This window comes from Yoonia sp. (assembly GCF_965660735.1).
GTDB lineage: Bacteria > Pseudomonadota > Alphaproteobacteria > Rhodobacterales > Rhodobacteraceae > Yoonia.
This window is the reverse complement of record NZ_CBFIBD010000003.1, coordinates 20,481-44,206: the sequence shown is the minus strand read 5'-3', so window position 1 is coordinate 44,206 and position 23,726 is coordinate 20,481. Positions and strand designations below refer to the sequence as shown.

General features: G+C 61.3%; 23 protein-coding genes and 1 riboswitch. Of the genes, 15 read left to right on the top strand and 8 right to left on the bottom strand.

Annotation, left to right across the window (positions count from 1 at the left end; translation table 11 throughout):
- Positions 1-24: 24 nt before the first annotated feature.
- The 4 genes from cbiE to ACTG4B_RS02635 all read right to left on the bottom strand — a co-directional run bounded on the left by cbiE (position 25) and on the right by ACTG4B_RS02635 (position 3,325).
- Positions 25-1,227, bottom strand: coding sequence for a precorrin-6y C5,15-methyltransferase (decarboxylating) subunit CbiE (cbiE, locus tag ACTG4B_RS02650; protein ID WP_439154132.1), 1,203 nt, complete (start codon positions 1,225-1,227; stop codon positions 25-27).
- Positions 1,220-1,855, bottom strand: coding sequence for a precorrin-8X methylmutase (locus ACTG4B_RS02645; RefSeq protein ID WP_439154131.1), 636 nt, complete (start codon positions 1,853-1,855; stop codon positions 1,220-1,222). Before ACTG4B_RS02645 ends, cbiE begins: the two co-directional genes overlap by 8 nt.
- 67 nt (positions 1,856-1,922) lie before the next feature.
- Entirely contained in the window at positions 1,923-3,116 is a 1,194-nt protein-coding gene (locus ACTG4B_RS02640; RefSeq protein ID WP_439154130.1) for a sirohydrochlorin chelatase, read from the bottom strand.
- Positions 3,113-3,325 (bottom strand): DUF6732 family protein, encoded by a 213-nt coding sequence (locus ACTG4B_RS02635; RefSeq protein WP_439154129.1) that lies wholly within the window; start codon positions 3,323-3,325, stop codon positions 3,113-3,115. Before ACTG4B_RS02635 ends, ACTG4B_RS02640 begins: the two co-directional genes overlap by 4 nt.
- 296 nt (positions 3,326-3,621) lie before the next feature.
- Between ACTG4B_RS02635 and ACTG4B_RS02630 the strand changes: the two genes are divergently transcribed.
- Together ACTG4B_RS02630 and ACTG4B_RS02625 are read left to right on the top strand one after the other, a co-directional pair.
- Entirely contained in the window at positions 3,622-4,467 is an 846-nt protein-coding gene (locus ACTG4B_RS02630; protein WP_439154128.1) for a hypothetical protein, read from the top strand.
- Between the two features lie 129 nt (positions 4,468-4,596).
- The gene (locus ACTG4B_RS02625; protein WP_439154127.1) at positions 4,597-5,571 is read left to right on the top strand and encodes a glutathione S-transferase family protein; all 975 of its coding nucleotides are present in this window, start codon (positions 4,597-4,599) and stop codon (positions 5,569-5,571) included.
- Here ACTG4B_RS02625 and ACTG4B_RS02620 read toward each other — a convergent pair.
- Entirely contained in the window at positions 5,528-5,926 is a 399-nt protein-coding gene (locus ACTG4B_RS02620) for a response regulator (protein ID WP_439154126.1), read from the bottom strand. The genes ACTG4B_RS02625 and ACTG4B_RS02620 overlap by 44 nt on opposite strands.
- 200 nt (positions 5,927-6,126) lie before the next feature.
- Here ACTG4B_RS02620 and ACTG4B_RS02615 point away from each other — a divergent pair, with 200 nt between their 5' ends.
- Genes ACTG4B_RS02615 through ACTG4B_RS02590 form a run of 6 tightly spaced genes read left to right on the top strand, consistent with a single transcriptional unit; the run spans position 6,127 to position 10,557 of the window.
- Positions 6,127-6,501, top strand: a complete 375-nt coding sequence (locus ACTG4B_RS02615; protein ID WP_439154125.1) for a DUF1636 family protein — start codon at positions 6,127-6,129, stop codon at positions 6,499-6,501.
- A complete protein-coding gene (locus tag ACTG4B_RS02610) occupies positions 6,498-7,433 on the top strand; it encodes a threonine-phosphate decarboxylase (RefSeq protein ID WP_439154124.1) in 936 nt (311 codons plus the stop codon). The genes ACTG4B_RS02615 and ACTG4B_RS02610 overlap by 4 nt, the downstream gene beginning before the upstream one ends.
- On the top strand, positions 7,430-8,332 hold the full coding sequence (cbiB, locus tag ACTG4B_RS02605; protein WP_439154123.1) for an adenosylcobinamide-phosphate synthase CbiB: 903 nt from the start codon (positions 7,430-7,432) through the stop codon (positions 8,330-8,332). Before ACTG4B_RS02610 ends, cbiB begins: the two co-directional genes overlap by 4 nt.
- Positions 8,333-8,368: 36 nt before the next feature.
- Positions 8,369-8,737 (top strand): hypothetical protein, encoded by a 369-nt coding sequence (locus ACTG4B_RS02600; protein ID WP_439154122.1) that lies wholly within the window; start codon positions 8,369-8,371, stop codon positions 8,735-8,737.
- Positions 8,734-9,333 carry a DedA family protein gene (locus tag ACTG4B_RS02595; protein WP_439154121.1) on the top strand — a complete coding sequence of 200 codons (600 nt, stop codon included), beginning with the start codon at positions 8,734-8,736 and terminating at the stop codon, positions 9,331-9,333. Before ACTG4B_RS02600 ends, ACTG4B_RS02595 begins: the two co-directional genes overlap by 4 nt.
- Before the next feature lie 60 nt (positions 9,334-9,393).
- Positions 9,394-10,557 carry a lytic murein transglycosylase gene (locus ACTG4B_RS02590; RefSeq protein ID WP_439154120.1) on the top strand — a complete coding sequence of 388 codons (1,164 nt, stop codon included), beginning with the start codon at positions 9,394-9,396 and terminating at the stop codon, positions 10,555-10,557.
- A gap of 97 nt (positions 10,558-10,654) precedes the next feature.
- Here ACTG4B_RS02590 and smc read toward each other — a convergent pair whose 3' ends face one another.
- On the bottom strand, positions 10,655-14,110 hold the full coding sequence (gene smc / locus ACTG4B_RS02585) for a chromosome segregation protein SMC (protein ID WP_439154119.1): 3,456 nt from the start codon (positions 14,108-14,110) through the stop codon (positions 10,655-10,657).
- A gap of 245 nt (positions 14,111-14,355) precedes the next feature.
- Positions 14,356-14,572: riboswitch (cobalamin riboswitch) on the top strand.
- Positions 14,573-14,683: 111 nt separating this feature from the next.
- On the opposite strand from smc, the gene ACTG4B_RS02580 reads away from it, so the two are divergent.
- The 3 genes from ACTG4B_RS02580 to ACTG4B_RS02570 all read left to right on the top strand — a co-directional run bounded on the left by ACTG4B_RS02580 (position 14,684) and on the right by ACTG4B_RS02570 (position 16,922).
- On the top strand, positions 14,684-15,325 hold the full coding sequence (locus ACTG4B_RS02580; RefSeq protein ID WP_439154118.1) for a HupE/UreJ family protein: 642 nt from the start codon (positions 14,684-14,686) through the stop codon (positions 15,323-15,325).
- Between the two features lie 83 nt (positions 15,326-15,408).
- Positions 15,409-16,476 carry a cobalamin biosynthesis protein CobW gene (gene cobW / locus ACTG4B_RS02575; protein ID WP_439154117.1) on the top strand — a complete coding sequence of 356 codons (1,068 nt, stop codon included), beginning with the start codon at positions 15,409-15,411 and terminating at the stop codon, positions 16,474-16,476.
- Positions 16,473-16,922 (top strand): GNAT family N-acetyltransferase, encoded by a 450-nt coding sequence (locus ACTG4B_RS02570; RefSeq protein WP_439154116.1) that lies wholly within the window; start codon positions 16,473-16,475, stop codon positions 16,920-16,922. The genes cobW and ACTG4B_RS02570 overlap by 4 nt, the downstream gene beginning before the upstream one ends.
- Positions 16,923-16,924: 2 nt before the next feature.
- On the opposite strand, the gene ACTG4B_RS02565 is transcribed toward ACTG4B_RS02570, so the two are convergent.
- Positions 16,925-17,089, bottom strand: a complete 165-nt coding sequence (locus ACTG4B_RS02565) for a hypothetical protein (RefSeq protein WP_439154115.1) — start codon at positions 17,087-17,089, stop codon at positions 16,925-16,927.
- Between the two features lie 47 nt (positions 17,090-17,136).
- Here ACTG4B_RS02565 and cobN point away from each other — a divergent pair, with 47 nt between their 5' ends.
- The 4 genes from cobN (at position 17,137) to ACTG4B_RS02545 (ending at position 23,330) form a co-directional block, all read left to right on the top strand.
- Positions 17,137-20,871: a cobaltochelatase subunit CobN gene (cobN, locus tag ACTG4B_RS02560; RefSeq protein WP_439154114.1), complete on the top strand. Its 3,735-nt coding sequence runs from the start codon at positions 17,137-17,139 to the stop codon at positions 20,869-20,871.
- Between the two features lie 65 nt (positions 20,872-20,936).
- Positions 20,937-22,151: a TsoY family (seleno)protein gene (locus tag ACTG4B_RS02555; RefSeq protein ID WP_439154113.1), complete on the top strand. Its 1,215-nt coding sequence runs from the start codon at positions 20,937-20,939 to the stop codon at positions 22,149-22,151.
- A gap of 110 nt (positions 22,152-22,261) precedes the next feature.
- On the top strand, positions 22,262-22,615 hold the full coding sequence (locus ACTG4B_RS02550; protein WP_439154112.1) for a CidA/LrgA family protein: 354 nt from the start codon (positions 22,262-22,264) through the stop codon (positions 22,613-22,615).
- On the top strand, positions 22,608-23,330 hold the full coding sequence (locus ACTG4B_RS02545; protein WP_439154111.1) for an LrgB family protein: 723 nt from the start codon (positions 22,608-22,610) through the stop codon (positions 23,328-23,330). Before ACTG4B_RS02550 ends, ACTG4B_RS02545 begins: the two co-directional genes overlap by 8 nt.
- 26 nt (positions 23,331-23,356) lie before the next feature.
- Here ACTG4B_RS02545 and ACTG4B_RS02540 read toward each other — a convergent pair whose 3' ends face one another.
- Complete coding sequence (locus ACTG4B_RS02540) at positions 23,357-23,662, bottom strand: hypothetical protein (protein ID WP_439154110.1); 306 nt, start codon at positions 23,660-23,662, stop codon at positions 23,357-23,359.
- Positions 23,663-23,726 lie beyond the last annotated feature (64 nt).

Below are 23,726 nucleotides of genomic sequence, written 5' to 3'. Positions count from 1 at the left end.
AATACTCTGGCCGGAGGCATAAGATCATCTTTTCACAAGGCTCCATTGGGTGACCGGCATCATCGGCCGCCACCCGGTCAGCCGCCCGACGGGTTCCGCACGATGCACCGACAGCTTCACCAGATCACCGCCATAGGCCTTGTGCAGCGCGATCAGTTCCGCCTCGCTTTCCAATGTCACGGCATTGGCAACCAGACGACCCAAGGGGCGCAACGCATCCCACGCCGCATCAAATGTCGCACGGCTCAGCCCGCCGCCAATGAAAATCGCATCCGGCGCGTCCAGCCCGGCCAGCGCATCAGGCACCATCCCGTCGATCAACGCCAGCTTTGGCACCCCCAGCGCCAGCGCATTGGCCGCCGCCATCGCACGGCGATCGGCGCGCGGCTCGACCCCCACCGCCCGGGCATAGCGGGCGGCGCGCATCCATTCGATAGCAACCGACCCACAACCACAGCCGATGTCCCACAAGAGCGCACCGCGCATCGGCATCAGCTTGGCCACAGTCACGGCGCGGATCTCTTGCTTGGTCATCGTGCCGTCTGACTGGAACAGACTGTCTGCCAGCCCCGGCACACGCGGCACCAGTGCTGCATCGGGGGCGGCGATACATTCCACTGCCAGCGTGTTGAACGCAGGAACAACGTGATCCCAGAGTTCGGCCAGGCCGTCAAAGCGCGCCTCGTCCTTGCCGCCCATGGCGGCCAGCACGGTCATGCGCGATTGCCCGAAACCGCGTTCCGTCAGAAACCGTGCAATCTGGCCGGGTGTTTCCGCCCCGGTGGTCAGGATCAACAGCCGCACATCAGGCTGGATAAAGGCGATCATCTGCGCGACCGGACGACCATGCACCGTGAGCGTTTCCACATCGGGCAGCGACCAGCCCATCCGGGCGGCGGCCAGCTGAAAGGCCGACAGTTGCGGGTGATAGACGATTTGTGCCGGGTCAATCGCCCGACCGATCCGCGCACCCACAGAATACCAAAGCGGATCACCGGTTGCCAGCACAACGACCCGCCGCCCACGCAATGCCTTGATGGTGTCGGTCAGCGCGTCGAAAGGGTGCGGCCAGGCCAGCCGTTCGGCTGTCAGGTTTTCAGCCAGCGTTTGATGCCGCTCACCGCCGATGATAACCTCTGCCGCGGCGACAACGGCACGGGTTGCGGGCAGCAGCCCATCCATTCCATCCTCGCCGATGCCGACGATATGCAGCCAGGGGTCAGACATCTTCGGGCAACCCTGCGGCCAGAGCATTCACCGCAGCCGACGCCATGGCCGAGCCGCCACGCCGCCCGCGCAAGGCGACGAAATCACAGCCACGTGGATCGCGGGACAATTCAGCCTTGCTTTCGGCGGCACCAACGAAACCGACAGGAAAACCCAGAATGACCGCAGGCTTTGGCCAGCCCGCATCGAGCAATTCCAACAGATGAAACAGGGCAGTCGGTGCATTGCCTATGGCAACGACAGCGCCTGCAATCCGGTCGCGCCACAACTCTACCGCCGCAGCTGATCGCGTGTTCCCGATCCGCTGCGCAATCTCGGGCACGGCCGGGTCGTTCAGCGTCACCACGACATCATTTTCGCAGGGCAAATAGCGCCGAATGATCCCTGCACCGACCATTTCACAATCACACAGAATCGGTGCCCCCGATTGCAGCGCAGCATGGCCCGCCGTCACGACATCTGGCGAAAACGCAAGCCGGTCTGCGATTTCGACCATTCCGCAGGCGTGGATCAGCCGCGTCATCAGCGGGTGCAGATCAGGCGCAAAGCGGTCCAGCCGCGCCTCTGCCCGGACGGTGGCAAAACTTTGGGCATAGATTTTGCCCGGGTCTTTTTCGTAGGGACGCAAATGTGGGCCTTTCAACGGATGGCCAGCGGCGAAGCCTCCGGCGGGAGTAACTTGACCGACGCGAGAATCAGGTCTTGGGGGACTTGCGTGCACTTTCGGGGCCATGTGGGTGTTTTGCATGCGGGTAGGGCGCGTGATGATGGTGGTCATGATCATGGTCGTGATGATGGTGGTGGTGATCATGATGATCCTGCGCAACCAAACGGCACATGCCGGTGCAGAATGTATCACACAGCGCGCAGTCAGCCACATTCGACCCCGGTGCATTGGCACCTTGCCCTTCGACGTGGTGATGGTGGCTTTCCTGCACGGCACCGACCTCACCTTCGAATCCCAGAACCTGCACGCGGTATTTGCACAGCACGCAGGTTGGCGGCGGAACGGCACCAAAGGCGGGATGCGCACGATCCTCGGCGCTGATCTTGCGGTTTTCGCCAGCATCCAGCGCCAGCACCTGTGCGCGATAACCGCATATCCCGCAGTTGGGTGGCGGCGTGTCGCTGTCTTGTTCCATGATCCGTTCAGCGAATGTTTCCAGCACCTTGGGATGGTCGCCCAGATAGCCGGCCTTGATGAAATCAACATCCAGATATTGGGCGGCCACCTGATCCGTGAACCCGTAGATCCGATCGATCAGGATGCCCGAAAACAGGAAATACGGGAATACAATGACCCGTTTATAAGGCAGGCGCGCCACATGTTGCAGGCAGGGCTCAACCAGTGGGAAGGTCACGCCGGAAAAACCAACCTCGCACCAGCCAAAGCCCATGCCTTCCTGGATCATGCGGGCCACTTTGGCGACGTTGCCGTTGGCGTCGGGGTCTGACGCCCCGCGCCCGATGACGACAAGGCATGTTTCCGCCAGCGGCAGCTTGCCCAGCTTCGTATTCGCACGATCTACGGCCTCTTGGACACGACCGGCGGCGGCGGCGATCATCTTGGGGTCCACACCCAGTTCGCGGCCATAACTGACGCTCAGCCCGTGTTTTGCGGCGTAGGTATTCAGCACGGTTGGAATATCGTTTTTCGCGTGCATCGCGGCAAACAGCATTCCGGGCACCGCCAGCACCCTCTCACAGCCCGCTGTGCGCAGTTTGTCCAGACCGTCGCGGATCACCGGGTTGGCGAATTCCAGATAGCCGTATTCAGTCAGCCAGTCGTCTGGCAAATAGGCAGGCAGCTTGTCGGCAAGCGTCGCGAATTCGTCCACTGCTGACTGGCTGCGCGACCCGTGGCCGCAGATCATGACACCGGTTTTCATGCCGCTTGCTCTTCTGCGTCTTCCTCGGGGGTTTCTTCTTTCTGGGCTTTTTTGCCCTTCAGCGCGCCCCAGATCGCCGCCAGCCCGGCAAGGCCGATGGCCGCACCGGCCACCCAATGATCATGGCCGGCGACATCGGCCCAATGGCCCGTGTGGGCCGCAGCAGCAGAACCTGCAAGGATCAAGGTCAGGGAAAGAAATACGCGCATCGGGTCCTCCGTTTCAAATCACGACCAGAGGCCCGGAAATCCGCGGCATTCGACGATGTAGTGCCTTGGTTCCCGTTTTGGGTCAACCGCCGCACCGCCAACCGATCTGGCCCTGAGTGGGCTTCGTCGCGGTTCGGTATAAGGGCCCGCGCGCCGCAGGGCAAACGCATAAGCGACATATCCCGGCAAAACACGAAGCAGGCCGCCTATGTCGGGACTGACCGCAGGTTCAGATTGCCCATGAGGGCCGGTTCATGGCACACCCGACCCCGTGCGTCATGAAAGGTTTGCGGCATTTGACTGACTGGTATCTGATTCTGATGGTGTGGGGCGACAAGTATGGCGCAGCCGATTGTAATCGCCTGATCCGCGATGCCTACGCCCACTCGAACAGCATCAACGGCGTCATCGTGCTGACGGACCGGATGGACCGCACCCTTGATCCCCGCGCGACGCTGTGTCCAATCGCGCCCGATTTTGACAGGGAGGATTACAAATCCGGTGGCTTGCCAGTCAAGATTTCGATGTTTGAAATTGATGCGCTGCCTACGGGTGCGGCTTGTGTCTATGTTGATCTTGATAGTGCGATCATCGGTGATCTGGGCGCATTGGCGGCGCTGACACAGACCGCCCCGATCTGGACGCTGGGCACCTTTCGGGCAAGGTTCAACCTTTGGGCGCGCCTGAAATGGCGGCTGAGCAAGGGGAATATCTTTGGGGCCGGGAATTCGTCGGCCTTTGCCTTTTGCAATAAATTTGCCGGCAACCCGACAGCAAAGTTCCGTGAAAACGCGCCCATCCATGGACGCCATAATCCCCATGCCCGCCTGAATGACGACCGCTTTATCGGCTGGTCCTGTCAAGACATCATCCGCCCCATCCCGACCAACCTGGCCGTCCGGTTTCGTATGGAGTTTCTGTCGCCAACCGTTTTACTGAACCGGATCAAGGCATGGGCCAGACGCAACCACCGCCAAGATCTGGCGTTGGTGACATTTGATGGCGACAAAACCAAGCCGGAGATTGTGCGCGCCCTGCGCGAGGGGGATCTGATCGTCGATCATCATGGGCGACAGGGCCGCTGGTGCGATGCAGAAATGAGCGGCCTGCGCGCGCGCCTGAAAGCAGGCTTGCAAGACTAGGGCGTTCGTCCCTGCTGCACAATTGGCAGAAATTGTTGTGCACGTCCGCACCGACGCTGCGCTGATGTGCCTGTTTTGCTCTTTCATGCAAATCTATACCTACGGCTTTGAACAGAATGGAGATATCCAATGGGCCAACTTGTTGACGGCGTCTGGCATGACGTTTGGTATGACACCGCCAAATCGGGGGGCAAATTTGTCCGCTCGAACGCAAATTTCCGCAACTGGGTCACGGCGGATGGCGCGGCTGGGCCGTCCGGCGAAGGCGGGTTCAAGGCTGAATCGGGCCGCTATCACCTGTATGTATCCTATGCCTGCCCTTGGGCGCACCGGACACTGGTGTTCCGCGCGATCAAGGGACTGACGGAGCATATCAGCATGTCGGCCGTGCACCCCGATATGTTGTCTGACGGCTGGACCTTTCAAACGGATGACAAGGGGGCAACCGGTGACACCTTGTTCGGGCTGCCTTTTGCACGCGACATTTATCTGCGCGCCGACCCCATGATGTCAGGAAGGGTGACTGTGCCGATCCTGTGGGACAAGCAAAGGGATACCATCGTATCCAACGAATCCTCGGAAATCATCCGCATGTTCAATTCCGCCTTCGACGGCATCACCGGCAATACCGATGATTACTGGCCGCAGAACTTGCGCGACGCCATCGCACCGGTGAACGACCGGGTATATGACACCGTAAATAATGGTGTTTACAAATCCGGCTTTGCGACCACGCAAGCGGCATATGATGATGCCGTCTATCCGTTGTTCGACAGTCTCGACTGGCTGGAAGAGCGACTGGGCGAAAACCGCTATCTGATGGGCGACAAGATCACCGAGGCCGACTGGCGTCTTTGGACCACGCTGTTGCGCTTTGATCCGGTCTATCACCTGCACTTCAAGTGCAATCGCAAGCGGATCGCCGATTATCCGAACCTGATGGGTTTCACCCGGGAACTATATCAATGGCGCGGGGTCGCAGAGACCGTAAACATGGATCATATCGTGCGACACTATCATTATAGCCATGAAACGATCAATCCGAACCGGATCATCCCGATCAATCCGCAGATAGACCTGACTGCACCCCACCATCGGGCTTAGGGGTGCCGTAATGGTGCACGATGGCAGCCAGATCGCGCGGCGGTGTCGCGCTTTCGATAAAGGCGCGGGCATTTGCGCTGTGGTTAAAGATGGAACCATCTGAAAAGAACGTGGTGTCCGTCACGAACACGACGTTTGCATGGGGCTGGCGGAACTGGGCAATATCCGCCACCGCCATCGCGCTGCCTTCGCTAAGCACAAGGTCAAGAACAATGACATCAAAGGTCTGGGTTCCAAGCACACCAAGTGCCTGATCGCCGGTTTGCACGTGGGTCACGGTTGCGTCCAGCCGCTCTAGATGCCGTTTCCACACCGCCCCGAGGTGTACATTGCTCTGGACGATCAGAACATGCATTTTATGTCCTCTCTCAGTTGAAACAAATAAATAGCGATTAACGACAGATAAAACTTTCGCGATCTTACACAAATCTGCCCGAATCCTTAATGAATAGTTAACAAACCAACGCAACTGCCCAAAAGAAAGCAGACTGTCGTTGCCCTTGTGAATCTGGCAGGAATCCGCTTGATAGGGCGCGGCAATACAAGAGCAAACACATGACCACCTGGATCACGATCTGCGACACCTGCAAGCGCGATGGCTGGAATGACGGTGACATGGCCATCACCGACGGAGAGGCGCTGGCCGCATTGGTCGAGACCGCCGCAGCCGGTCTGACGTCCGTCAGGACGCGCCGCGTCTCTTGCCTGATGGGCTGCACCCGCGCGTGCAATGTGGCCATTCAGGGGCCTGGAAAACTGAATTACACGCTCGGTGCGTTCGAGCCTTCGCAAGATGCGGCATCAGGCATCATTACCTACGCCAAAGCCCACGCCGAAAGTGACACCGGCCGCGTGCCCTATCGGGACTGGCCCGAAGCGATCAAAGGCCATTTCGTTACCCGCCACCCGCCACTACCCGAGGGCGAATGACAGAGCAGCGGGACCACGGCGGCGGGATTGATGGCGCCATCGCATGCTATGGCGGCCAAAGGGCAGACTGGCTGGACCTGTCCACCGGCATCAACCCTGTCCCCTATCCGCTGCCTGCGCTGCCGGCTGACGCGTGGACGGCCCTGCCCGACAACGCAGCATTCGGCAAGCTGTACGACTTGGCGCGCCATTTCTGGAAGGTGCCACAAGGGGCCAGCATTATCGGCGCGACAGGCGCATCCGCAATCATAGCGGCCCTGCCACGCGTCATCGGACAAGGGCAGGTTTTCATCCCCGGCCCGACTTATAATGAACATGGCGCTGCGTTCCGCGCGGCAGGCTGGTCGCTGAGCGACACAGCGCCCGACGCCATGGTCGCGGTGCATCCCAACAATCCGGACGGGCGGATCTGGCAGGCGGACGATATGACCGCCCCGATCACCATCATCGACGAAAGTTTTTGCGACGTGACACCCGACGCATCGCTGATCCACCTGGCCACCCGCCCCGGCACCATCGTGCTGAAAAGTTTTGGCAAATTCTGGGGGTTGGCCGGGCTGCGGCTGGGGTTTGCCATTGGCGATCCTGCCATCGTCAGACAGCTATCCGATCTTTTGGGGCCGTGGCAGGTTTCCGGCCCCGCGCTGTCCATCGGCGCCGAGGCGCTGGCCGACCCGCAATGGGCCAACGACACACGGGCAAGGCTGATCCGCGATGCCGACCGGCTGGATATCCTGCTGGCCGCAACCGGGGCTGAACCTCTGGGCGGCACGACACTCTTTCGACTTTATCGGGTAAAGGACGCAAAGGCAGCCCAGCACCAGTTGGCGCAAAACCATATCTGGTCGCGCGTCTTTCCCTATGCCCCCGACTGGTTGCGACTGGGGCTGCCCGCACCTGATCGCTGGCCCCAGCTAGAGGCCGCCTTGTGACACTGATCCTTGGCATGATACTGGATGCGCTGTTGGGCGAACCCCGCTGGCTTTGGTCACGAATACCACACCCGGCAGTGCTGATGGGGCGGCTGATCGGCTGGTGCGATGCGCGTTTCAATGCAGGCAACCAGCGGCGAAACGGTGTGCTGACCATGGCAGCTCTGGTCATCGGCGCAGGCGCGCTGGGATTGATCCTGCAAGCCCTTCCAACGTATCTGATCGACATCGCCATCCTTGCCGTTCTGCTGGCCCAGAAATCTTTGGTGCAGCACGTGCAGGCCGTAGGCGATGCACTGCGGCTATCGCTGGGCGACGGGCGCAGGGCGGTGGCGATGATCGTCGGGCGTGATACGAAAACGATGGACCGCCCCGCCGTTGCGCGTTCCGCCATAGAAAGTGCGGCAGAAAACCTGTCGGACGGGGTGATTGCGCCGGCTTTCTGGTTTGCTGTCGCGGGTCTGCCGGGGCTGCTGATCTACAAGATCACCAACACCGCCGACAGCATGATCGGATACCGCACCCCAAGGCACGAAAATTTCGGCTGGGCCGCCGCCAGGTTTGACGACTTTCTAAACCTGATACCCGCAAGGCTGACCGCCCTGCTGATCTGGGCTGTGACCACCCGCCCCGATCCACGCAAGATCACCCGCGAGGCACCCCTTCACCGATCCCCCAACGCAGGCTGGCCCGAGGCGGCGATGGCCCACGGCCTGAACATCGCACTCAGCGGGCCACGCAGCTATGACGGGGCATTGCGCGATTATCCTTTCGTGAACGATGACGGAAACCATGATTTGACTCCCGACGATGTTAACCGGGCCGTCGACACCTTATGGAAAACATGGGGGGCGGCCCTGCTGCTGGCCGTCGTGCTGGTCATCGGCGCAGAGGTCTGATTTGATCCCTCACAGCATCAACGGCAGGACCGGCCCATGAAACCCCGAAACCCGGCACGTATGGCGCACTACAGGGAAATCATCCGCAAAGCGCTCAAGGCGCTGCTGGTACTGGCCGTCATCGGGATGGTTTTCTTTGCACTGCGGCTGACCATGGCGACCAGCGTATGGCACACACCATCTGGCCCCCAAGACCCCATCGCAGGTTGGATGACCCCCCGCTACGTCGCAAAATCGTGGGATGTTCCACCCGAAATCGTGTCTCAAGCCCTGGCGCTTGAAATGGACGGAAGCGGCCGCAAGGTGACCCTGTCCGAACTGGCCACAGAGCAGGACACAGACGTTGCCACCTTGATTGCGGACCTTGGCGCCGCCATCGCGGCCTATCGGGCAACAGCAGAATGACCGATTTGTTCTTTGGACTGGTTGCAACCTGGGGCCTGATCATCATCGGACTGTCGGCCTATTTTTCCTGCCTTGCGGTGCCGGTGCCAACGTTCGCGGTGATGTTGGCGGGCGGGGCCTTTGCTGCAGCGGGGGATCTGATTCTGTGGCAGGTGGTCTGCGTCGCCTATCTGGCTGCGGTGGCAGGCGACCAGACAGGATTTCAACTTGGGCGCATGGGGGGGCGCTGGCTTGATGCGCAACTGGCAACCCGGCCCAGCCGCGCAGCCCTTTTCGCGCGGGCGGCCGATGTGGTTGACCGCTGGGGCGGGATCGGCGTTTTCTTCAGCACATGGGCCGCAGCACCGCTTGGGCCCTGGGTAAATTTCGCAGCCGGTGCGGCCCGGCTGAACCGCTGGCGCTTCACCCTCTGGGATGCCGCCGGCGAGGCGATCTGGGTCAGCGGATATGTCAGCCTGGGGTTTCTTTTTGGCACACGGCTGGATGCGCTGACCGATCTCGTCGCAAGCTGGGGCGGGTTTGCCACAGCAGCTTGTGTCGCGCTGGCTGCCGGCATTGGCCTTTTGCGCCACGGACGGCACCGCAAGGAACATTAACCCCCCCTTGCACGACCTTGGCACCCTGATACCCTCACGCTACCCCAAAAGGAGATCGCCATGCGCCTTGCCATTGTTCTCAGCCTGCTTGCCAGTGCCGCCAGCGCCCAGACCTGTGGCGGCCCTGTCGACAGTTTCATCAACGGGATCAAAGCCGAGGCGCAGGCAACAGGAATACCGGCCGCAACAACGGACCGTTTCTTTCAGGGTGCCCGCATCGACGACGCCGTTTTGCGCGCCGACCGGTCACAAGGAGTCTTCCAGAAGGATTTCATCAGCTTTTCACGGGCATTGATCAGCCAGAACCGGATCGACAACGGCGCAATCTACGGGGCACGCCAGGACCGGACATTTGATGCCATCAAGGCCCGTTTTGGAATCCCCCGCGGCGTCCTGCTGGCGTTCTGGGCGTTTGAGACGGACTATGGCCAGGTGCAGGGCAGCTTCAATACCCGCGACGCATTGCTGACGCTGGCGCATGACTGCCGCAGGCCCGATCTGTTTCGCCCGCAACTCATTGCTGCGATCGAATTGTTCCGGCGCGGCGGCATGGACCCGGCCACGACAACAGGCGCTTGGGCCGGCGAAATCGGACAGTTGCAAAAACTGCCCCGCGAAATCATCACCCAGGGTCTGGATGGCGATGGCGATGGGGTGGTTGATCTGAAAAATTCCGCTGCCGATGCATTGATGACCGGTGCAAATGTGCTGGCGTCATTGGGCTGGCGACCGAATGAACCGTGGTTGCAGGAAATCATCCTGCCCGCCAATCTTGACTGGTCCAAAACGGGCCTGAACCACAAGGCATCCGTGCGCGACTGGGCGAATGCCGGCATCAGGGCACGTCACGGCTCGCTTGGTCCGGCCAATCTGCCAGCATCGGTGTTGCTGCCCATGGGCCGGAATGGTCCGGCCTTTCTGACCTATCCCAACTTTGACGTCTATTTCGACTGGAACAAAAGCTTCGTCTACGTCACCACCGCCGCATATTTCGCCACCCGGCTGGAAGGCGCGCCAGTCTACAATCCAGGCAACCCCAGCCCGGCGCTCACCGAACGACAAATGCAGCAACTGCAACAAAAACTGACGACACGCGGCCATGATGTGGGCGGCATTGACGGCATCTTGGGCGCCATGACCCGTGCTGCCGTGCAAGCAGAACAAACCCGACTGGGTCTGCCTGCGGATGCATGGCCGACAGTTGATCTCCTGAACAGGCTCTGACAGGAACAGCCCCGCTTCTTTGTCGTTCAAATATCCCCGCCGGAGGCATCGGGATGGCGGGCGGGGCGCGTTGCGCCAGCAACAGCGGCGCGCGCCATCAGGCCACCATCGCCGCCGCCTTCTTCAAATCCACCGACACCAGTTGTGACACACCTTGTTCACCCATCGTCACACCAAACAGCCGGTCCATCCGGCTCATAGTGACAGCATGGTGGGTAATGATCAAAAACCGGGTATCGGTGCGGCGCGTCATTTCATCCAGCAGATCACAGAATCGCGTGACATTGGCATCGTCCAGCGGCGCGTCCACCTCGTCCAGCACGCAGATCGGGGCGGGGTTGGCCAAGAATACCGCAAAGATAAGCGCCAGTGCAGTCAGAGTCTGTTCACCCCCAGACAACAGCGACAACACGCTCAGCTTCTTGCCCGGCGGCTGGCACATGATCTCCAGTCCGGCCTCCAGCGGGTCATCGGATTCAACCAGCACAAGCTTGGCCTCGCCCCCGCCGAACAAATGGGTAAACAACAGACCAAAGTTATCGTTCACCTGCTCGAACGCCGTCAATAGCCGCTCGCGGCCTTCCTTGTTCAGGCTGGCGATGCCCGAACGAAGTGCGGCAATCGCCGCCTCAAGATCATTCTTTTCAGACACCAGATTGTCATGTTCCACCTGCACCTCGCGGGCGTCTTCCTCGGCGCGCAGGTTTACCGCCCCCAATGCGTCGCGCTGGCGTTTCAGCGCATTGACCTGCCCTTCGACCGCATCAGATGCGGGCATCTGATCCACCACCACATCAAGGCTTTCCAGCAATTTCTCAGGTGTGACTTCCTGCGCTTCCATGATCCGCTCGGCGGCGTAGGCAACCGTTTCGCGCGCAGCGTCAGCACGCGCTTCGGACCTTGCCCGGGCCTCGCGCGCCTCCGATGCCAGACGCTCTGCGTCACGCTCTGCATGGCCCGCATCGCGCAAAGCGGTTTCCGCATCCGCAAGTTTGTCTGCAGCAGCTTTTCGGCGGACCTCTGCATCGTCGATGGCATCGGCCAACTCGGAACGTTTGGCGGCGATCTCTTCTGGTGCCGCCGTCGCTTCGGCCAGTTCCGCCTCGGACGCGGCCTTGCGCTCCGCCAGTTCGGCGGTGCGCTTGTTGGCAGTCTCCAGCCGGTGCTTCCAGCCGCTAATTTCCTTGGTGATTTCCTGACTGCGTTTCAGGCGTGCCTCGCCTTCGCGGCGTACCTCATCATGGGCGGTGCGGCGGGCCATCATGGTCATGCGTGCAGCTTCGACAGTCATCTTCACATCCTCGACCGACGCGCGCGCGGTGCCCAGGTCGCCAAGTTCATCTGCGGCTTTTTCCGCCTCTGCCAATGCTTTGCGGGCGGCCATCGCCTCTTCCTCGTGGCGGACCAGGGCAAGCGCCAGACTTTCGCGTTTGCCTTCACTCAGGTTCCTGTCAGCCTCGGCGCGGCTGGCGGCGCGGTTGGCCTCTGCGACCATGCGGTCAGCATCACGGCGCGCGGCGCGGGCGGCCTGATCAGCTTCGGCCTGTTCCTTTAACAATGCCGTCAGTGTGTCGTGGGCCTGCGCCGCGCCCTGTGCCGTGGCCGATGCTTGCTCCAGATCGCGTTTCAACTCGGTCAACCGGTTTAACTGCTGCAACCGCAAAGCCGCTGCCGATGGCGCATCCTCTGCTCCTGCGCGAAAACCGTCCCAGCGCCACAGATCACCCGCGACCGACACCAAACGCTGACCCGGTTTCAGATCGGCTTGCAAGCGCGGACCGTCCACAGCATCCACCAGCCCGACTTGGCTCATCCGGCGGATCAGCACATCCGGCACCGTGACGTAATGTGTCAACGCCTTCACACCGTCGGGCAGGGCCTGCGGCGCGGCATACCCCGGCAGCAACGCCCAGCCCGATTTCGCCTCGGACCCCACGGCGGGCGCACGCAGATCGTCAGCAAGCGCCGCACCCAGCGCCTTTTCATAACCGGTCTGCACCCGCAGCAGATCAAGCACCTGCCCACCCTCCGACGTGTCACGCGCAACCAGTTTGGCAAGGGCGGCAACCTCGGCGCGCAGGGCATTTGCCTCGCCCTCCGCCTCGGACCGCAGGGCGCGGGCATTGCTTTCGCGGGTCTGCGTCTCGGCCCGGGCGACCTCTGCAGCGCTCAAGGCTTCATCCGCAGCAGCGGCAGCGGCGATGGCCGCTTTTTCCGATTGACCGGCCGCTTCGAAATCAGCCTCGGCCCTGGCCAGTGCCGCGGCAGCCTCGGCCATGGCGGCTTTGGCGCGGGCAGCCTCGCGTTCGCCTTTCTCCAGCGTTTTGCGGTTGTCGTCCAGCAACCGCTGGGCCGATTGGTGGCGCGCGGCCAAACGGGCCGCATCCTCTGTCCGTTGCGACAAATCCGCCTCGCGGTCCTGCAACACAAGCGCTGCTTCGCGGGCCGCGCCCTGGGCGGCCTCCAACCTTGCATCATGCCCTTCGCCAGCCTTGGCAATCTCGCGGGCTTCCCAGTCAAGCCGGTCGATCGTTTCACCAGCATCCTTGTTCAAGCCGCTTTCACGATCGATATCGCGGGTCATCTGGTCAATACGGGCGCGCAGGGTGGCAATCGTCTCAATCGCCCGGGCCTCCTGATCCCTGAGCGTATCGCGCTGCACCTGCAACCGCTGCACAACGGCGGCCGCAATCGCTTCTTCTTCGCGCAACGGCGGGAGAGCCTCTTCTGCGCCCAATCGCGCCTTGGCTGCGGCACGGGCAGCAGTTTCGGCTTGTGACGCCGCCGTCGTGCGCTCACGCAACTGCGCCGCCGCCGCCAAAAGGGCCTCATCCGCCTCTTTCCACCGCCGATACAGCAACATGCCCTCTGCTCTGCGCAGTTTTTCACCGATCTCGCGGTAACGGGCCGCCTGTTTGGCCTGCCGTGCCAGTTGGGCCAGTTGCGCCGCCAACTGCTCGATCACATCATCGACCCGCGTCAGGTTCTGTTCCGCACCCTTTAGCTTCAACTCTGCCTCATGGCGACGCTGATACAGGCCGGAAATCCCTGCCGCCTCCTCCAAAATCCGGCGGCGCGATTTGGGCTTGGCATTGATGAGTTCCGAAATCTGCCCTTGCCGGACCAGTGCCGGCGAATGCGCCCCGGTCGAGGCATCGGCAAACAGCATCTGCACGTCGCGCGCCCGCACATCCTTGACACCCACCTTGTAGGCCGATCCCGCGTCACGTGTGATCCGCCGGACGATTTCCAACTGGTCATTATCGTTGAACGCCGCTGGGGCCAGCCGTTCCCCGTTGTCGATCACCAGTGACACTTCTGCAAAATTGCGCGCCGGGCGGGTCGATGCCCCGGCAAAGATCACATCCTCCATCCCGCCGCCGCGCATCGCCGTGGGGCGGTTTTCGCCCATGACCCAGCGCAGTGCTTCCAGCAGGTTCGACTTGCCACAGCCGTTCGGCCCCACAACACCCGTCAGACCATCGGCAATGATCAGATCGGTGGGGTCGACAAAGCTTTTAAAGCCGTTCAGTCGGAGTTTGCTAAAGCGCAAGGTCTGTTGCCCTGATGATTCCAAGATCTGTAAAAGCATCGCGCTTGCCAGACCCACCTGTCAACGCCATCAACCCCGCATATGCCGGTTTCCGCCCGCTTATCCACAAGATATTGGGTCAACTTGCTTCTTCCGAGCTTAAATATCCCCGCCGGAGGCATCAAATTTCGCGAAATTTGATCCGCCCCATGCCGCCGATGGCGCAAACAGGTCGCATTCCACCTTGACTGGGCCACGCCCAAAGGCGCACTAAGGTCGGGCATGGTTCCCCAACGATGCCCAGCATCAGGGGATCAAATGGGAATGTGGAAAGGCCGATCCGAACCGGAGGCCCAAAACCACAGCCGCCCCCGCGACTGTATGCGGAGAGTGCCTTGTTCAAGACGCCACTGGGAAACCGGGAAGGCGGGCAAGGTGCACCGACCCGCAAGCCAGGCGACCAGCCATGCACCGCACCCGATCGGGTGCGGACCACAACAACGGACGGGGTGTTCCGTGGGGGTCAGCCAAGGCAAAATGCTGCGGTCACTCCATGCGATTCCCCCTTTTACTGCGATCCTAAAGGGGACAGACATGAAAAAAATTCTTACTGCCGCGGGCCTCGGCCTTGCCGCCTCTCCAGCCTTTGCGCACCACCCACTGGGCGGTTTGCCGATGGAAACCTTCACCCACGGGCTTGCCTCGGGCGTCGGCCATCCGGTGCTGGGCTTTGACCATCTGTTCTTTGTCGTGGCCATGGGCATCGCCGCGCTGTTCACCGGGCGCAAACTGCTGACCCCCGCCGCCTATGTCGGTGCGATGCTGGTTGGCACCGCGCTGATGTATGCTGGCATCGCCATGCCGATCGCGGAAACCGTGATCGTGCTGTCACTGATCGTGCTGGGTGGTATCATCCTTTCGGGCAAGGCACTGAACACCACTGCTGCGGTGCTGCTGTTCGCCACCTTCGGCCTGTTCCACGGCTCTGCCTTTGGCGGCACCATCGCCGGACAAGAGGGCGGCATCGGCGGGGCTGTTCTGCTGGGCTATCTGATCGGTCTGGGCGTTACGCAATATATCATCGCGGTTGGCGCTGGCTGGCTGGTCGGCAAGCTGGGCGCAAGCGATGCAACCGCCATCCATGCCCGCCTTGGCGGCGCGATGGTTGCCGGTGTCGGCATTTTCCTTGCGCTTGAAACGCTCGAAGGACCGCTGGTCGCACTTCTGGCCGCATAAGGCCGCCCACCAGCAAAAGACGAATGACGGTCCCGCCTGGGGGCCGTCATTCCGTTTGGAAAAACCATACCAAAGGTCACATCATGCCCGCCAAAATCCCCGCCACCGTTGTCACCGGCTTTCTCGGGTCCGGCAAAACCACCCTTATCCGGCACATGTTGCAGAATGCCGGCGGCAAACGGATCGCCCTGATCATAAATGAATTCGGCGACCTCGGCGTCGATGGCGACATCCTGAAAGGCTGCGGCGATGACGTATGCGCAGAAGACGATATCGTCGAACTTTCCAACGGCTGTATCTGCTGCACCGTCGCCGATGACTTCATCCCGACCATGGAATCGCTTCTGGCCCGCGACAACAAGCCTGACCACATCGTCATCGAAACCAGCGGCCTTGCCCTGCCGCAACCACTTGTGCGGGCCTTCAACTGGCCCGGGATTTCCACAAAGGTCACCGTCGATGGCGTTGTGACTGTCGTCGATGGCCGCGCCGTCACCGACGGGCAGTTCGCCCATAACATCGCCGCCATCGACGCCCAGCGCGCGCAGGATGACAACCTTGACCACGAAACCCCGTTGTCGGAACTTTTTGAAGACCAGATCGCCTGCGCTGACATGATCGTGGTGAACAAGACTGACCTGCTCAGCGCCGCCGAATCTGACGCGCTGACCGCGCGGCTGAAATCCGAAAGCCGCGACGGCGTGCAAGTGGTGCGTGCCACCATGGGTGCGCTGCCGGTTGATGTGCTGCTGGGACAGGGCATCGGCGCGGAAAGCGACCTTGCCGCACGCCACGAGGTGCATCACCATCATCACCACGATGAAGACGAAGACGGCGACCATCACAACCACGAACACGAACACGGCCACGACGAATTCGAAAGTTTCATTGTGATCCGTGGCGAAGTCAACGATGCCACAGCCTTTGCCAGTCAGGTCGCCGACACGATCCGCGCAAACAACATACTGCGACTCAAGGGCTTTGTGGCCGTCGCGGGCAAACCCATGCGCCTGACATTGCAGGCCGTCGGCCCCCGCGTGGACAGTTATTTCGACCAACCCTTTGGCACAGCGCCGCGCGAAACCCGGCTTGTCGTGATTGGCGAAGCGGGTCTGGATCAGGCCACGATCACAGCCGCCCTGCAAGCATGATCGTCGTTGAAAAGACTGACCCCCATCACCCAGGTGCCGTGGCTTTGCTCAAGCAAAGTCACGCACTGATGGAATCGCTATTTCCGCCCGAAGACAACTTCTATCTTGATATCGACGACCTGGTCGCACCCCAGATCCGTTTTTTCACAGCCCGCGAAGGCGACACGATTCTGGGCACAGGCGCGTTGGCCATCAAAGACGGCTACGGTGAAATCAAATCCATGTTCGTGGTCGAAACCGCGCGCGGCAAAGGCGTGGCCGACGCGCTGATGCGCCAGCTTGAGGATCAGGCACGGATCGATGCCCTGTCGTTGCTGAAACTGGAAACCGGCAACGTGTTGCACGCCGCCCACAGGCTTTATGCGCGGCACGGGTTCACCGCATGCGGCCCCTTTGGCGACTATGCGGCCGCCAAAAGCTCGATTTTCATGGAAAAGCGATTGTGATGCTACTCAGCTTTCTTCGCCTCTGCCGCCTTTTTCATGCGGGCCAGCAGATCTTCCTTGCTCGCGCGTTGGCCGAACGGCTTTTTGTTGGACCCGTGGGCGTTATGTTCTTGGTGTTTCGGTGCCTTCTTGCCCAATTTCGGCGCTCCTGCAGCTTTGTAATCCATGGCTTTGACCTTTTGTTCGCGCAGGCTTTAGCACGGGGCAAAACGTAATGCACCTGCTCGCAGCGACACCCGGCGCAATATCTGACGGAACGGAACCGGTCGATCTGGGGCAGACGCCCGCCGATGTGGTCATCATTTCCGCCGCCGATACCGAACTGGCCGCACTGGCCGAAGCGCGCGCGGAAATGACCGATCCACCCGGGCTGCGGCTGGCCAACATGATGCACCTGCAACACCCGATGTCGGTCGATCTGCACCTTGACGATTGCGCCACCAAATCCCGGCTGGTAATCGCGCGCATCCTTGGCGGCGCGGGCTACTGGAAATACGGTCTGACGCAATATGCCGCCCGGCTGTACGCCGCGGGCATTCCCTTTGCGGCCCTGCCCGGCGACGACAAACCCGACCCCGAGCTGCGCGCCCTGTCGACGGTCGCGCCAAATGATTACGACACGCTCTGGTCCTATTGTGTCGAAGGCGGGCCACAAAACAGCACGAACCTGCTGGCCTACGCCAAGGCTATGCTGGACGGCGGCGATCCACCGCAAGCCCCCGCACCGCTGTTGCGGGCCGGTGTCTATTGGCCCGGCGCAGGCATCGCCGATCTTTCCAGGGCACAGACCGCATGGACGCCCAGCGCCCCCATCGTGCCGATCATCTTTTACCGCGCACTTGTTCAGGGCGGCGGGCTGAACCCGATCAATCGCCTGACCCGCAGCCTGTCGCGCGCCGGTCTGAACCCGCTGCCTATCTTCGTGGCGTCGCTCAAGGATCCGGTCAGCAAATCCACCCTCGACGGGCTATTTACGCAGGCCCCGCCCGATGTGATCCTCAACTGCACCGCCTTCGCCGTCGGTTCCCCCCATGACGGCGACGACAGCCCGCAAAACCCGCTTCTGGCAAATGCAGCCCCCATCTTTCAGGTCATCCTGTCCGGCGCGTCAGAAACGTCGTGGTCCGAAGGGTTGCAAGGCCTGACTGCCCGCGACATCGCCATGAACGTGGCCCTTCCCGAAGTGGACGGCCGCATCCTGTCGCGCGCCGTCAGCTTCAAGGGCGAGGCGTTTTTTGATGACGCCACCCAATGCCCCATCGCCACCTATCAGGCCATCGGCGACCGGATCGACTTTGTTACGCAACTGACGGCTAAATGGGCGCGCTTGCGGCGGACGGATCCGCAGGACAAGAAAGTCGCCCTGATCCTCGCAAACTACCCCAACAAGGACGGACGCCTTGCCAACGGCGTCGGGCTGGATACCCCAGCCGCCACTGTCCACGCCCTCAACTTGCTCAAGTCACAAGGCTACACCGTCACACCGCCCGATGGCAGCGCCACCCTGATGCAGCAGATCATGGACGGCCCCACCAACTGGCTGACCGACAGGGCCGACAGGGACGGCGGCGAATTTCTGCCCTTTGAAAACTACACACAGCACTTTGACGCCCTGCCTTGGGACATCAAGGAACAGATCACGACCCGCTGGGGCCAGCCCGAAGATGATCCCTTCTTCTGTTCAAAAATACCTCCGCCGGAGGCTGCGACAAAGGCCACAAACACAGGTTTCGCCTTGTCGATCCACCGTTTCGGCAATGCCGTGGTGGGCTTGCAACCCAGCAGAGGCTACAACATCGACCCGACTGATACCTACCATTCACCTGACCTTGTCCCGCCGCACAACTACCTCGCATTCTATTTCTGGCTACGGCACCACTGGGGTGCGGACGCGATCATCCACATGGGCAAACACGGCAATCTGGAATGGCTTCCGGGCAAGGCTGTCGCCCTGTCCCAAACCTGCTGGCCCGAAGCGATCCTTGGCCCGACACCACATATCTACCCCTTTATCGTCAATGATCCCGGCGAAGGGACACAAGCCAAGCGGCGCACAAGTGCGGTCATCATCGACCACCTGACCCCGCCGCTGACCCGCGCCGAAAGCTACGGCCCCCTGCGCGATCTCGAGGCGCTGGTTGATGAGTATTACGAAGCCGCAGGCGTGGACCCCCGCCGGATCACCCACCTGCGGCGGGAAATCCTGTCGCTGTCCGATGTCACGGGCCTGTCCACGGACGCAGGCTTTACGGGCGACAACGACACCGACCTTGGCAAACTCGACGCATACCTGTGCGAATTGAAAGAGGCGCAGATCCGCGACGGGCTGCATATCTTCGGTCAATCCCCTATAGGCCAGCAGGAACGCGATCTTGCCATTGCACTGGCCCGCGTGCCGCGTAGCGATGGCAAAGGACACAATGCATCACTGTTGCGTGCCGTTGCAAAGGACCTGGGCCTCACCATCGACCCGCTGGACTGCGATATGGGCGCGGTGGCTCCGGAAAAGCCCGCAGCACTTGCCGATGGCACCATCTGGCGCACGAATGGTGACACAGTCGAACGGCTCGAAGATCTTTGCCAGACCATTTTGCGGGACGGGGGGTGGGGCGTCGTGGGGGTGACCCCACGCGCGTCACAGCCCGTTCTGGATGAAATCCAGCAGACAATCCTGCCCGCGATCCGCGCTTGCGGCGGGGCCGAAGGGGCGGGCATTCTCTCCGCCCTTGCCGGGCAGTTCGTCAACCCTGGCCCGTCCGGCGCACCGACACGCGGGCGGCTTGATGTGCTACCGACAGGGCGCAATTTCTACAGCGTTGACAGCAGGGCCGTCCCGACCCCGACTGCATGGGCACTGGGATGGAAATCTGCCAATCTGCTGATTGAAAAACACCTGCAGGACCATGGCGACTGGCCCCGCACCATGCTTATCACAGCATGGGGCACCGCCAACATGCGCACGGGCGGCGACGATATCGCACAGGCGCTGGCGCTGATGGGCGTCAAACCCACATGGGACAGCGCCAACCGCCGTGTGACCGGGTTCGAGGTGCTGCCGCAATCCATCCTCGCCCGGCCCCGCGTCGACGTGACGCTGCGTATCTCCGGCTTTTTCCGCGACGCATTCCCGCAACTCATCGCGCTGGTCGACAGCGCCGCCCGCGCGGTGCAGGCGCTTGATGAACCTGCCGACCTGAACCCCGCCGCAGCACGCGCCAAAGCCGGCGAAGATACCGCACGCGTTTTCGGCTCCAAACCCGGTGCTTACGGCGCAGGCCTGCAAGCGCTGATCGACGAACGGATCTGGTCGGACAAATCCGACTTCGCCGAAGCCTATCTGGAATGGGGCAGCTACGCCTATGGCGCGGGGGCCGCAGGCAAGAAGGCGCGGGCAGCAATGGAACAACGCCTGTCCCAGACCGAGGCGATCGTGCAAAATCAGGACAACCGCGAGCATGACGTCCTGGACAGCGATGACTACTATCAGTTCGAAGGCGGGGCAGCGGCGGCCATCAGCACCTTACAGGGCCGCGACCGCCCGATCTATCACAACGACCATTCACGGCCCGAACGCCCGGTGATCCGCACGCTGGACGATGAAATCGGGCGCGTGGTGCGCAGCCGCGTCGTCAATCCCAAGTGGATCGACGGGGTCAAGCGCCACGGCTACAAGGGTGCGTTCGAAATAGCGGCCACGGTCGATTACCTGTTCGCCTTTGCCGCCACGACTGGTGCGGTCCGCAACCACCATTTTGATCTTGTCGAAGAGGCATTCATCAAGGACGACGCGACCCGCGATTTCATCGCTGACGCCAATGCACCCGCGCTGCGCGAGATCGCCGCGCGCCTGCAAGAGGCCATCGATCGCAACCTCTGGCAGCCCAGATCGAACTCTGCCCGCGCACGTATCGCGGCATTGGTGGCTGCCCCCCCAACGGCGCGCATTTGACCTAGGTCAAAGCGAATCACGGCGTCCTTACATATTCAAAAGCATGAATATATAAGGAGGCTCAGATGGCCCAACTCATAACGCGCCCTGCGGACGCCTATTCACCGCTGTATTTTCTTGCCTCGCTTGGGGCAGGTGGCCTTGCGGTCACGTTTTTCATGTATCTGATGTTCTGGGTGCCGCACCCCGACGCGCCCGTGCCTGTGTTCGAGGATATCCTGCGCGCATGGGGCAACGGTGGCATTGCGACCAAGACAGGTATTGCCGCTGCCATCGCGGGAATTGCTGGCTTTGCGTTCCTCAACATCAAGTCATTGATCTGGAATCTTGGCAGACTGGCAGAATTCAGGGAAACCGAACAATACAGCAAGCTGCGCCAAACCAATGCTGAAACCCAACTGTTGGCCATGCCTCTGGCGCTGGCCATGACGGTGAACGTGGGCTTTATCTTGGGGCTCGTCTTTGTGCCAAATCTTTGGGCGGCGATCGAATACCTTTTCCCGCTTGCGATGATCGCCTTTGCACTGATCGGCGCGCTTGCCCTGAAACAGATCGGGCATTTTCTGGGGCGCGTTCTGTCAACAGGAGGCGTGTTTGACGTGACCGCCAACAATTCCTTCGCACAGCTTTTGCCTGCCTTTGCCTTGGCGATGGTTGCTGTTGGTTTTTCCGCTCCCGCCGCGATGAGCCTGTCACCCGTCACCGTCGGTGCCAGCCTGATCCTGTCCACGGCACTTGGGACAATCGCAGCACTTTATGCCGCGATTGCCGCAATCACGGCATTTGGGTCGATGCTGCAACACGGCACGGCCCGGGAAAGTGGTCCGACCCTGATGGTTGTCGTGCCGATCCTGACCGTTCTGGGCATCATGCTGCTGCGCCAGAACCACGGGTTGCACACCACATTCGAGGTGCACGGCACCGATGCGGAAACGCTGATGCTGCTGACCAAGATACTGGCCGTGCAGTTCGCCTTTGCGCTTATGGGGCTCATCGTGTTGCGCCGGCAAGGCTACGCAAATGCGTTTCTGCGCGGCACCGGCAATTCGGCGGGGTCTTATGCGCTGGTCTGCCCCGGTGTGGCGCTGTCTGTGATGCTGCATTTCTGGATCAACAAGGGGCTGGTCGCAACAGGGCTAATTGTCAAATTCGGGGTCGCCTATTGGGGCTTTACCGCAGTAGCCCTTGGGTTCCAGATCGCAATGGTGATGCTGGTGCTATACCTCAACCGGCGGCATTTCGGGCGTACGACCGGTGCACAGCCAGTGCCTGCCGAATAAAGCCTGAAAAGGCGGCACGAATAGTGCCGCCTTTTTTGTCGTGCAATCTTGGGATTGCAGGTAGAGTGGATCACGATCTGCCTTCCTTTTTCCGCAACAGGCCAAATGCGATGATCCTGCATCTGACAACCCTGCTGGTCTTTCAACTGATCGGCGAAATCATTGCCCGGGTGCTGGGTTTGCCGCTGCCCGGTCCGGTGATCGGGATGGCGCTGCTGTTTGGCACACTGATGGCCGTGCCACGATTGGCGACAGCGATCACGCCGACAACGCGGGTGTTGTTGGCGCATCTGTCGCTGCTGTTCGTGCCTGCGGGTGTCGGGGTTGTCGGCCATCTGGACCGGTTCGGCACTGATGGCGCGGCCCTTGCCACGGCCATCATCGGGTCGACCGCCCTTGCCATCATCGTCGGCGCAGCCAGCTTTGTCGGCATCAAGCGTCTGGTCGGGGCATCCCATGACTGAGTTTACGGAAATCTGGACATACCTTGCCCGCGACCCCCTGCTGTGGCTGACACTGACATTGGCGGCCTATGGCATCGGTGACATGACCTTCAAGGCAAGCGGTCGCCGCCCCCTGATCAACCCGGTGCTGATCGCCGTGTCCATCCTTGCCGTGCTGCTGCGGCTGACCGGCACCAGCTATGCCACCTATTTCGAAGGCGCGCAGTTCGTCCATTTCATGCTGGGGCCCGCGACCGTGGCGCTGGCGGTGCCGCTTTATGCCAATCTGGGAAATATCCGCAGATCCGCCCTGCCCATGCTGGGCGCGCTGATCGCCGGATCGCTGACCGCGATGACCAGTGCCGTGCTGATCGCTCGCGCCTTTGGGGTCGGCGATGATGTGCTGCTGGCGCTTCTGCCCAAATCAGCGACGGCCCCCGTGGCATTGGGGGTGTCCGATGCCATCGGCGGATCACCATCGCTGACGGCGGTGCTGGTGATCACGACAGGGATCACCGGGGCGATCATTTGCACCCCTCTGCTGAACGCCATGCGCATCACAGACTGGCGCGCGCGCGGGTTCGCCGTTGGTGTCGCCAGCCACGGTATTGGCACGGCGCGGGCGTTTCAGGTCAACGAAACCGCAGGTGCGTTTGCCGGGATTGGCATGGGCCTGAATGCATTGCTGACCGCCCTGATCGCACCGATCCTCGCGCCTTGGCTTATCGGGTCATGATGCACGTCTGACGAAATAGGGGCGCATCAGTCTGGGCAATCAACGTGAACACGTGACACTGCATGATCCCCCGTCCATGTCCCCGCGCGCGGGGCACACCCCGTTGCCATGATGACCGCCTCGGTCGCGCGGGGCACGATGCCAGCAAGGGAAAAAACCTTTTCCGGGCTGGTGCGGACCAGTTCGACAGTGTCATCCTTGCGGCGCACCGCGAACGTGCTGGGTCCGACCGTAACAGTTTGCGACGCAACCCCGAAAAATCCGGGCGAGCCGGTGTTGCATGCTGCAAGCAATAGGACCAGAAATGCCAAACCGGTGCGTCGTGTTTTCATTCTTCCCACTCTCTTGTTACAAAAATCACTGTGCCGGTTTATGATTAATGAAACCTTTACGCCT

What these genes read in the sequence shown, in the direction of transcription:
- ACTG4B_RS02590 (WP_439154120.1), top strand. Translation starts at nt 9,394, where the DNA reads ATGCGCCTTGCCATTGTTCTCAGCCTGCTTGCCAGTGCCGCCAGCGCC.
- cobN (WP_439154114.1), top strand. Translation starts at nt 17,137, where the DNA reads ATGCACCTGCTCGCAGCGACACCCGGCGCAATATCTGACGGAACGGAA.
- ACTG4B_RS02640 (WP_439154130.1), bottom strand. Translation starts at nt 3,116, where the DNA reads ATGAAAACCGGTGTCATGATCTGCGGCCACGGGTCGCGCAGCCAGTCA.
- ACTG4B_RS02545 (WP_439154111.1), top strand. Translation starts at nt 22,608, where the DNA reads ATGACTGAGTTTACGGAAATCTGGACATACCTTGCCCGCGACCCCCTG.
- ACTG4B_RS02625 (WP_439154127.1), top strand. Translation starts at nt 4,597, where the DNA reads ATGGGCCAACTTGTTGACGGCGTCTGGCATGACGTTTGGTATGACACC.
- ACTG4B_RS02555 (WP_439154113.1), top strand. Translation starts at nt 20,937, where the DNA reads ATGGCCCAACTCATAACGCGCCCTGCGGACGCCTATTCACCGCTGTAT.
- cobW (WP_439154117.1), top strand. Translation starts at nt 15,409, where the DNA reads ATGCCCGCCAAAATCCCCGCCACCGTTGTCACCGGCTTTCTCGGGTCC.
- ACTG4B_RS02600 (WP_439154122.1), top strand. Translation starts at nt 8,369, where the DNA reads ATGAAACCCCGAAACCCGGCACGTATGGCGCACTACAGGGAAATCATC.
- ACTG4B_RS02540 (WP_439154110.1), bottom strand. Translation starts at nt 23,662, where the DNA reads ATGAAAACACGACGCACCGGTTTGGCATTTCTGGTCCTATTGCTTGCA.
- ACTG4B_RS02635 (WP_439154129.1), bottom strand. Translation starts at nt 3,325, where the DNA reads ATGCGCGTATTTCTTTCCCTGACCTTGATCCTTGCAGGTTCTGCTGCT.
- ACTG4B_RS02570 (WP_439154116.1), top strand. Translation starts at nt 16,473, where the DNA reads ATGATCGTCGTTGAAAAGACTGACCCCCATCACCCAGGTGCCGTGGCT.
- ACTG4B_RS02615 (WP_439154125.1), top strand. Translation starts at nt 6,127, where the DNA reads ATGACCACCTGGATCACGATCTGCGACACCTGCAAGCGCGATGGCTGG.
- cbiE (WP_439154132.1), bottom strand. Translation starts at nt 1,227, where the DNA reads ATGTCTGACCCCTGGCTGCATATCGTCGGCATCGGCGAGGATGGAATG.
- ACTG4B_RS02620 (WP_439154126.1), bottom strand. Translation starts at nt 5,926, where the DNA reads ATGCATGTTCTGATCGTCCAGAGCAATGTACACCTCGGGGCGGTGTGG.
- ACTG4B_RS02580 (WP_439154118.1), top strand. Translation starts at nt 14,684, where the DNA reads ATGAAAAAAATTCTTACTGCCGCGGGCCTCGGCCTTGCCGCCTCTCCA.
- ACTG4B_RS02565 (WP_439154115.1), bottom strand. Translation starts at nt 17,089, where the DNA reads ATGGATTACAAAGCTGCAGGAGCGCCGAAATTGGGCAAGAAGGCACCG.
- ACTG4B_RS02610 (WP_439154124.1), top strand. Translation starts at nt 6,498, where the DNA reads ATGACAGAGCAGCGGGACCACGGCGGCGGGATTGATGGCGCCATCGCA.
- ACTG4B_RS02550 (WP_439154112.1), top strand. Translation starts at nt 22,262, where the DNA reads ATGATCCTGCATCTGACAACCCTGCTGGTCTTTCAACTGATCGGCGAA.
- ACTG4B_RS02595 (WP_439154121.1), top strand. Translation starts at nt 8,734, where the DNA reads ATGACCGATTTGTTCTTTGGACTGGTTGCAACCTGGGGCCTGATCATC.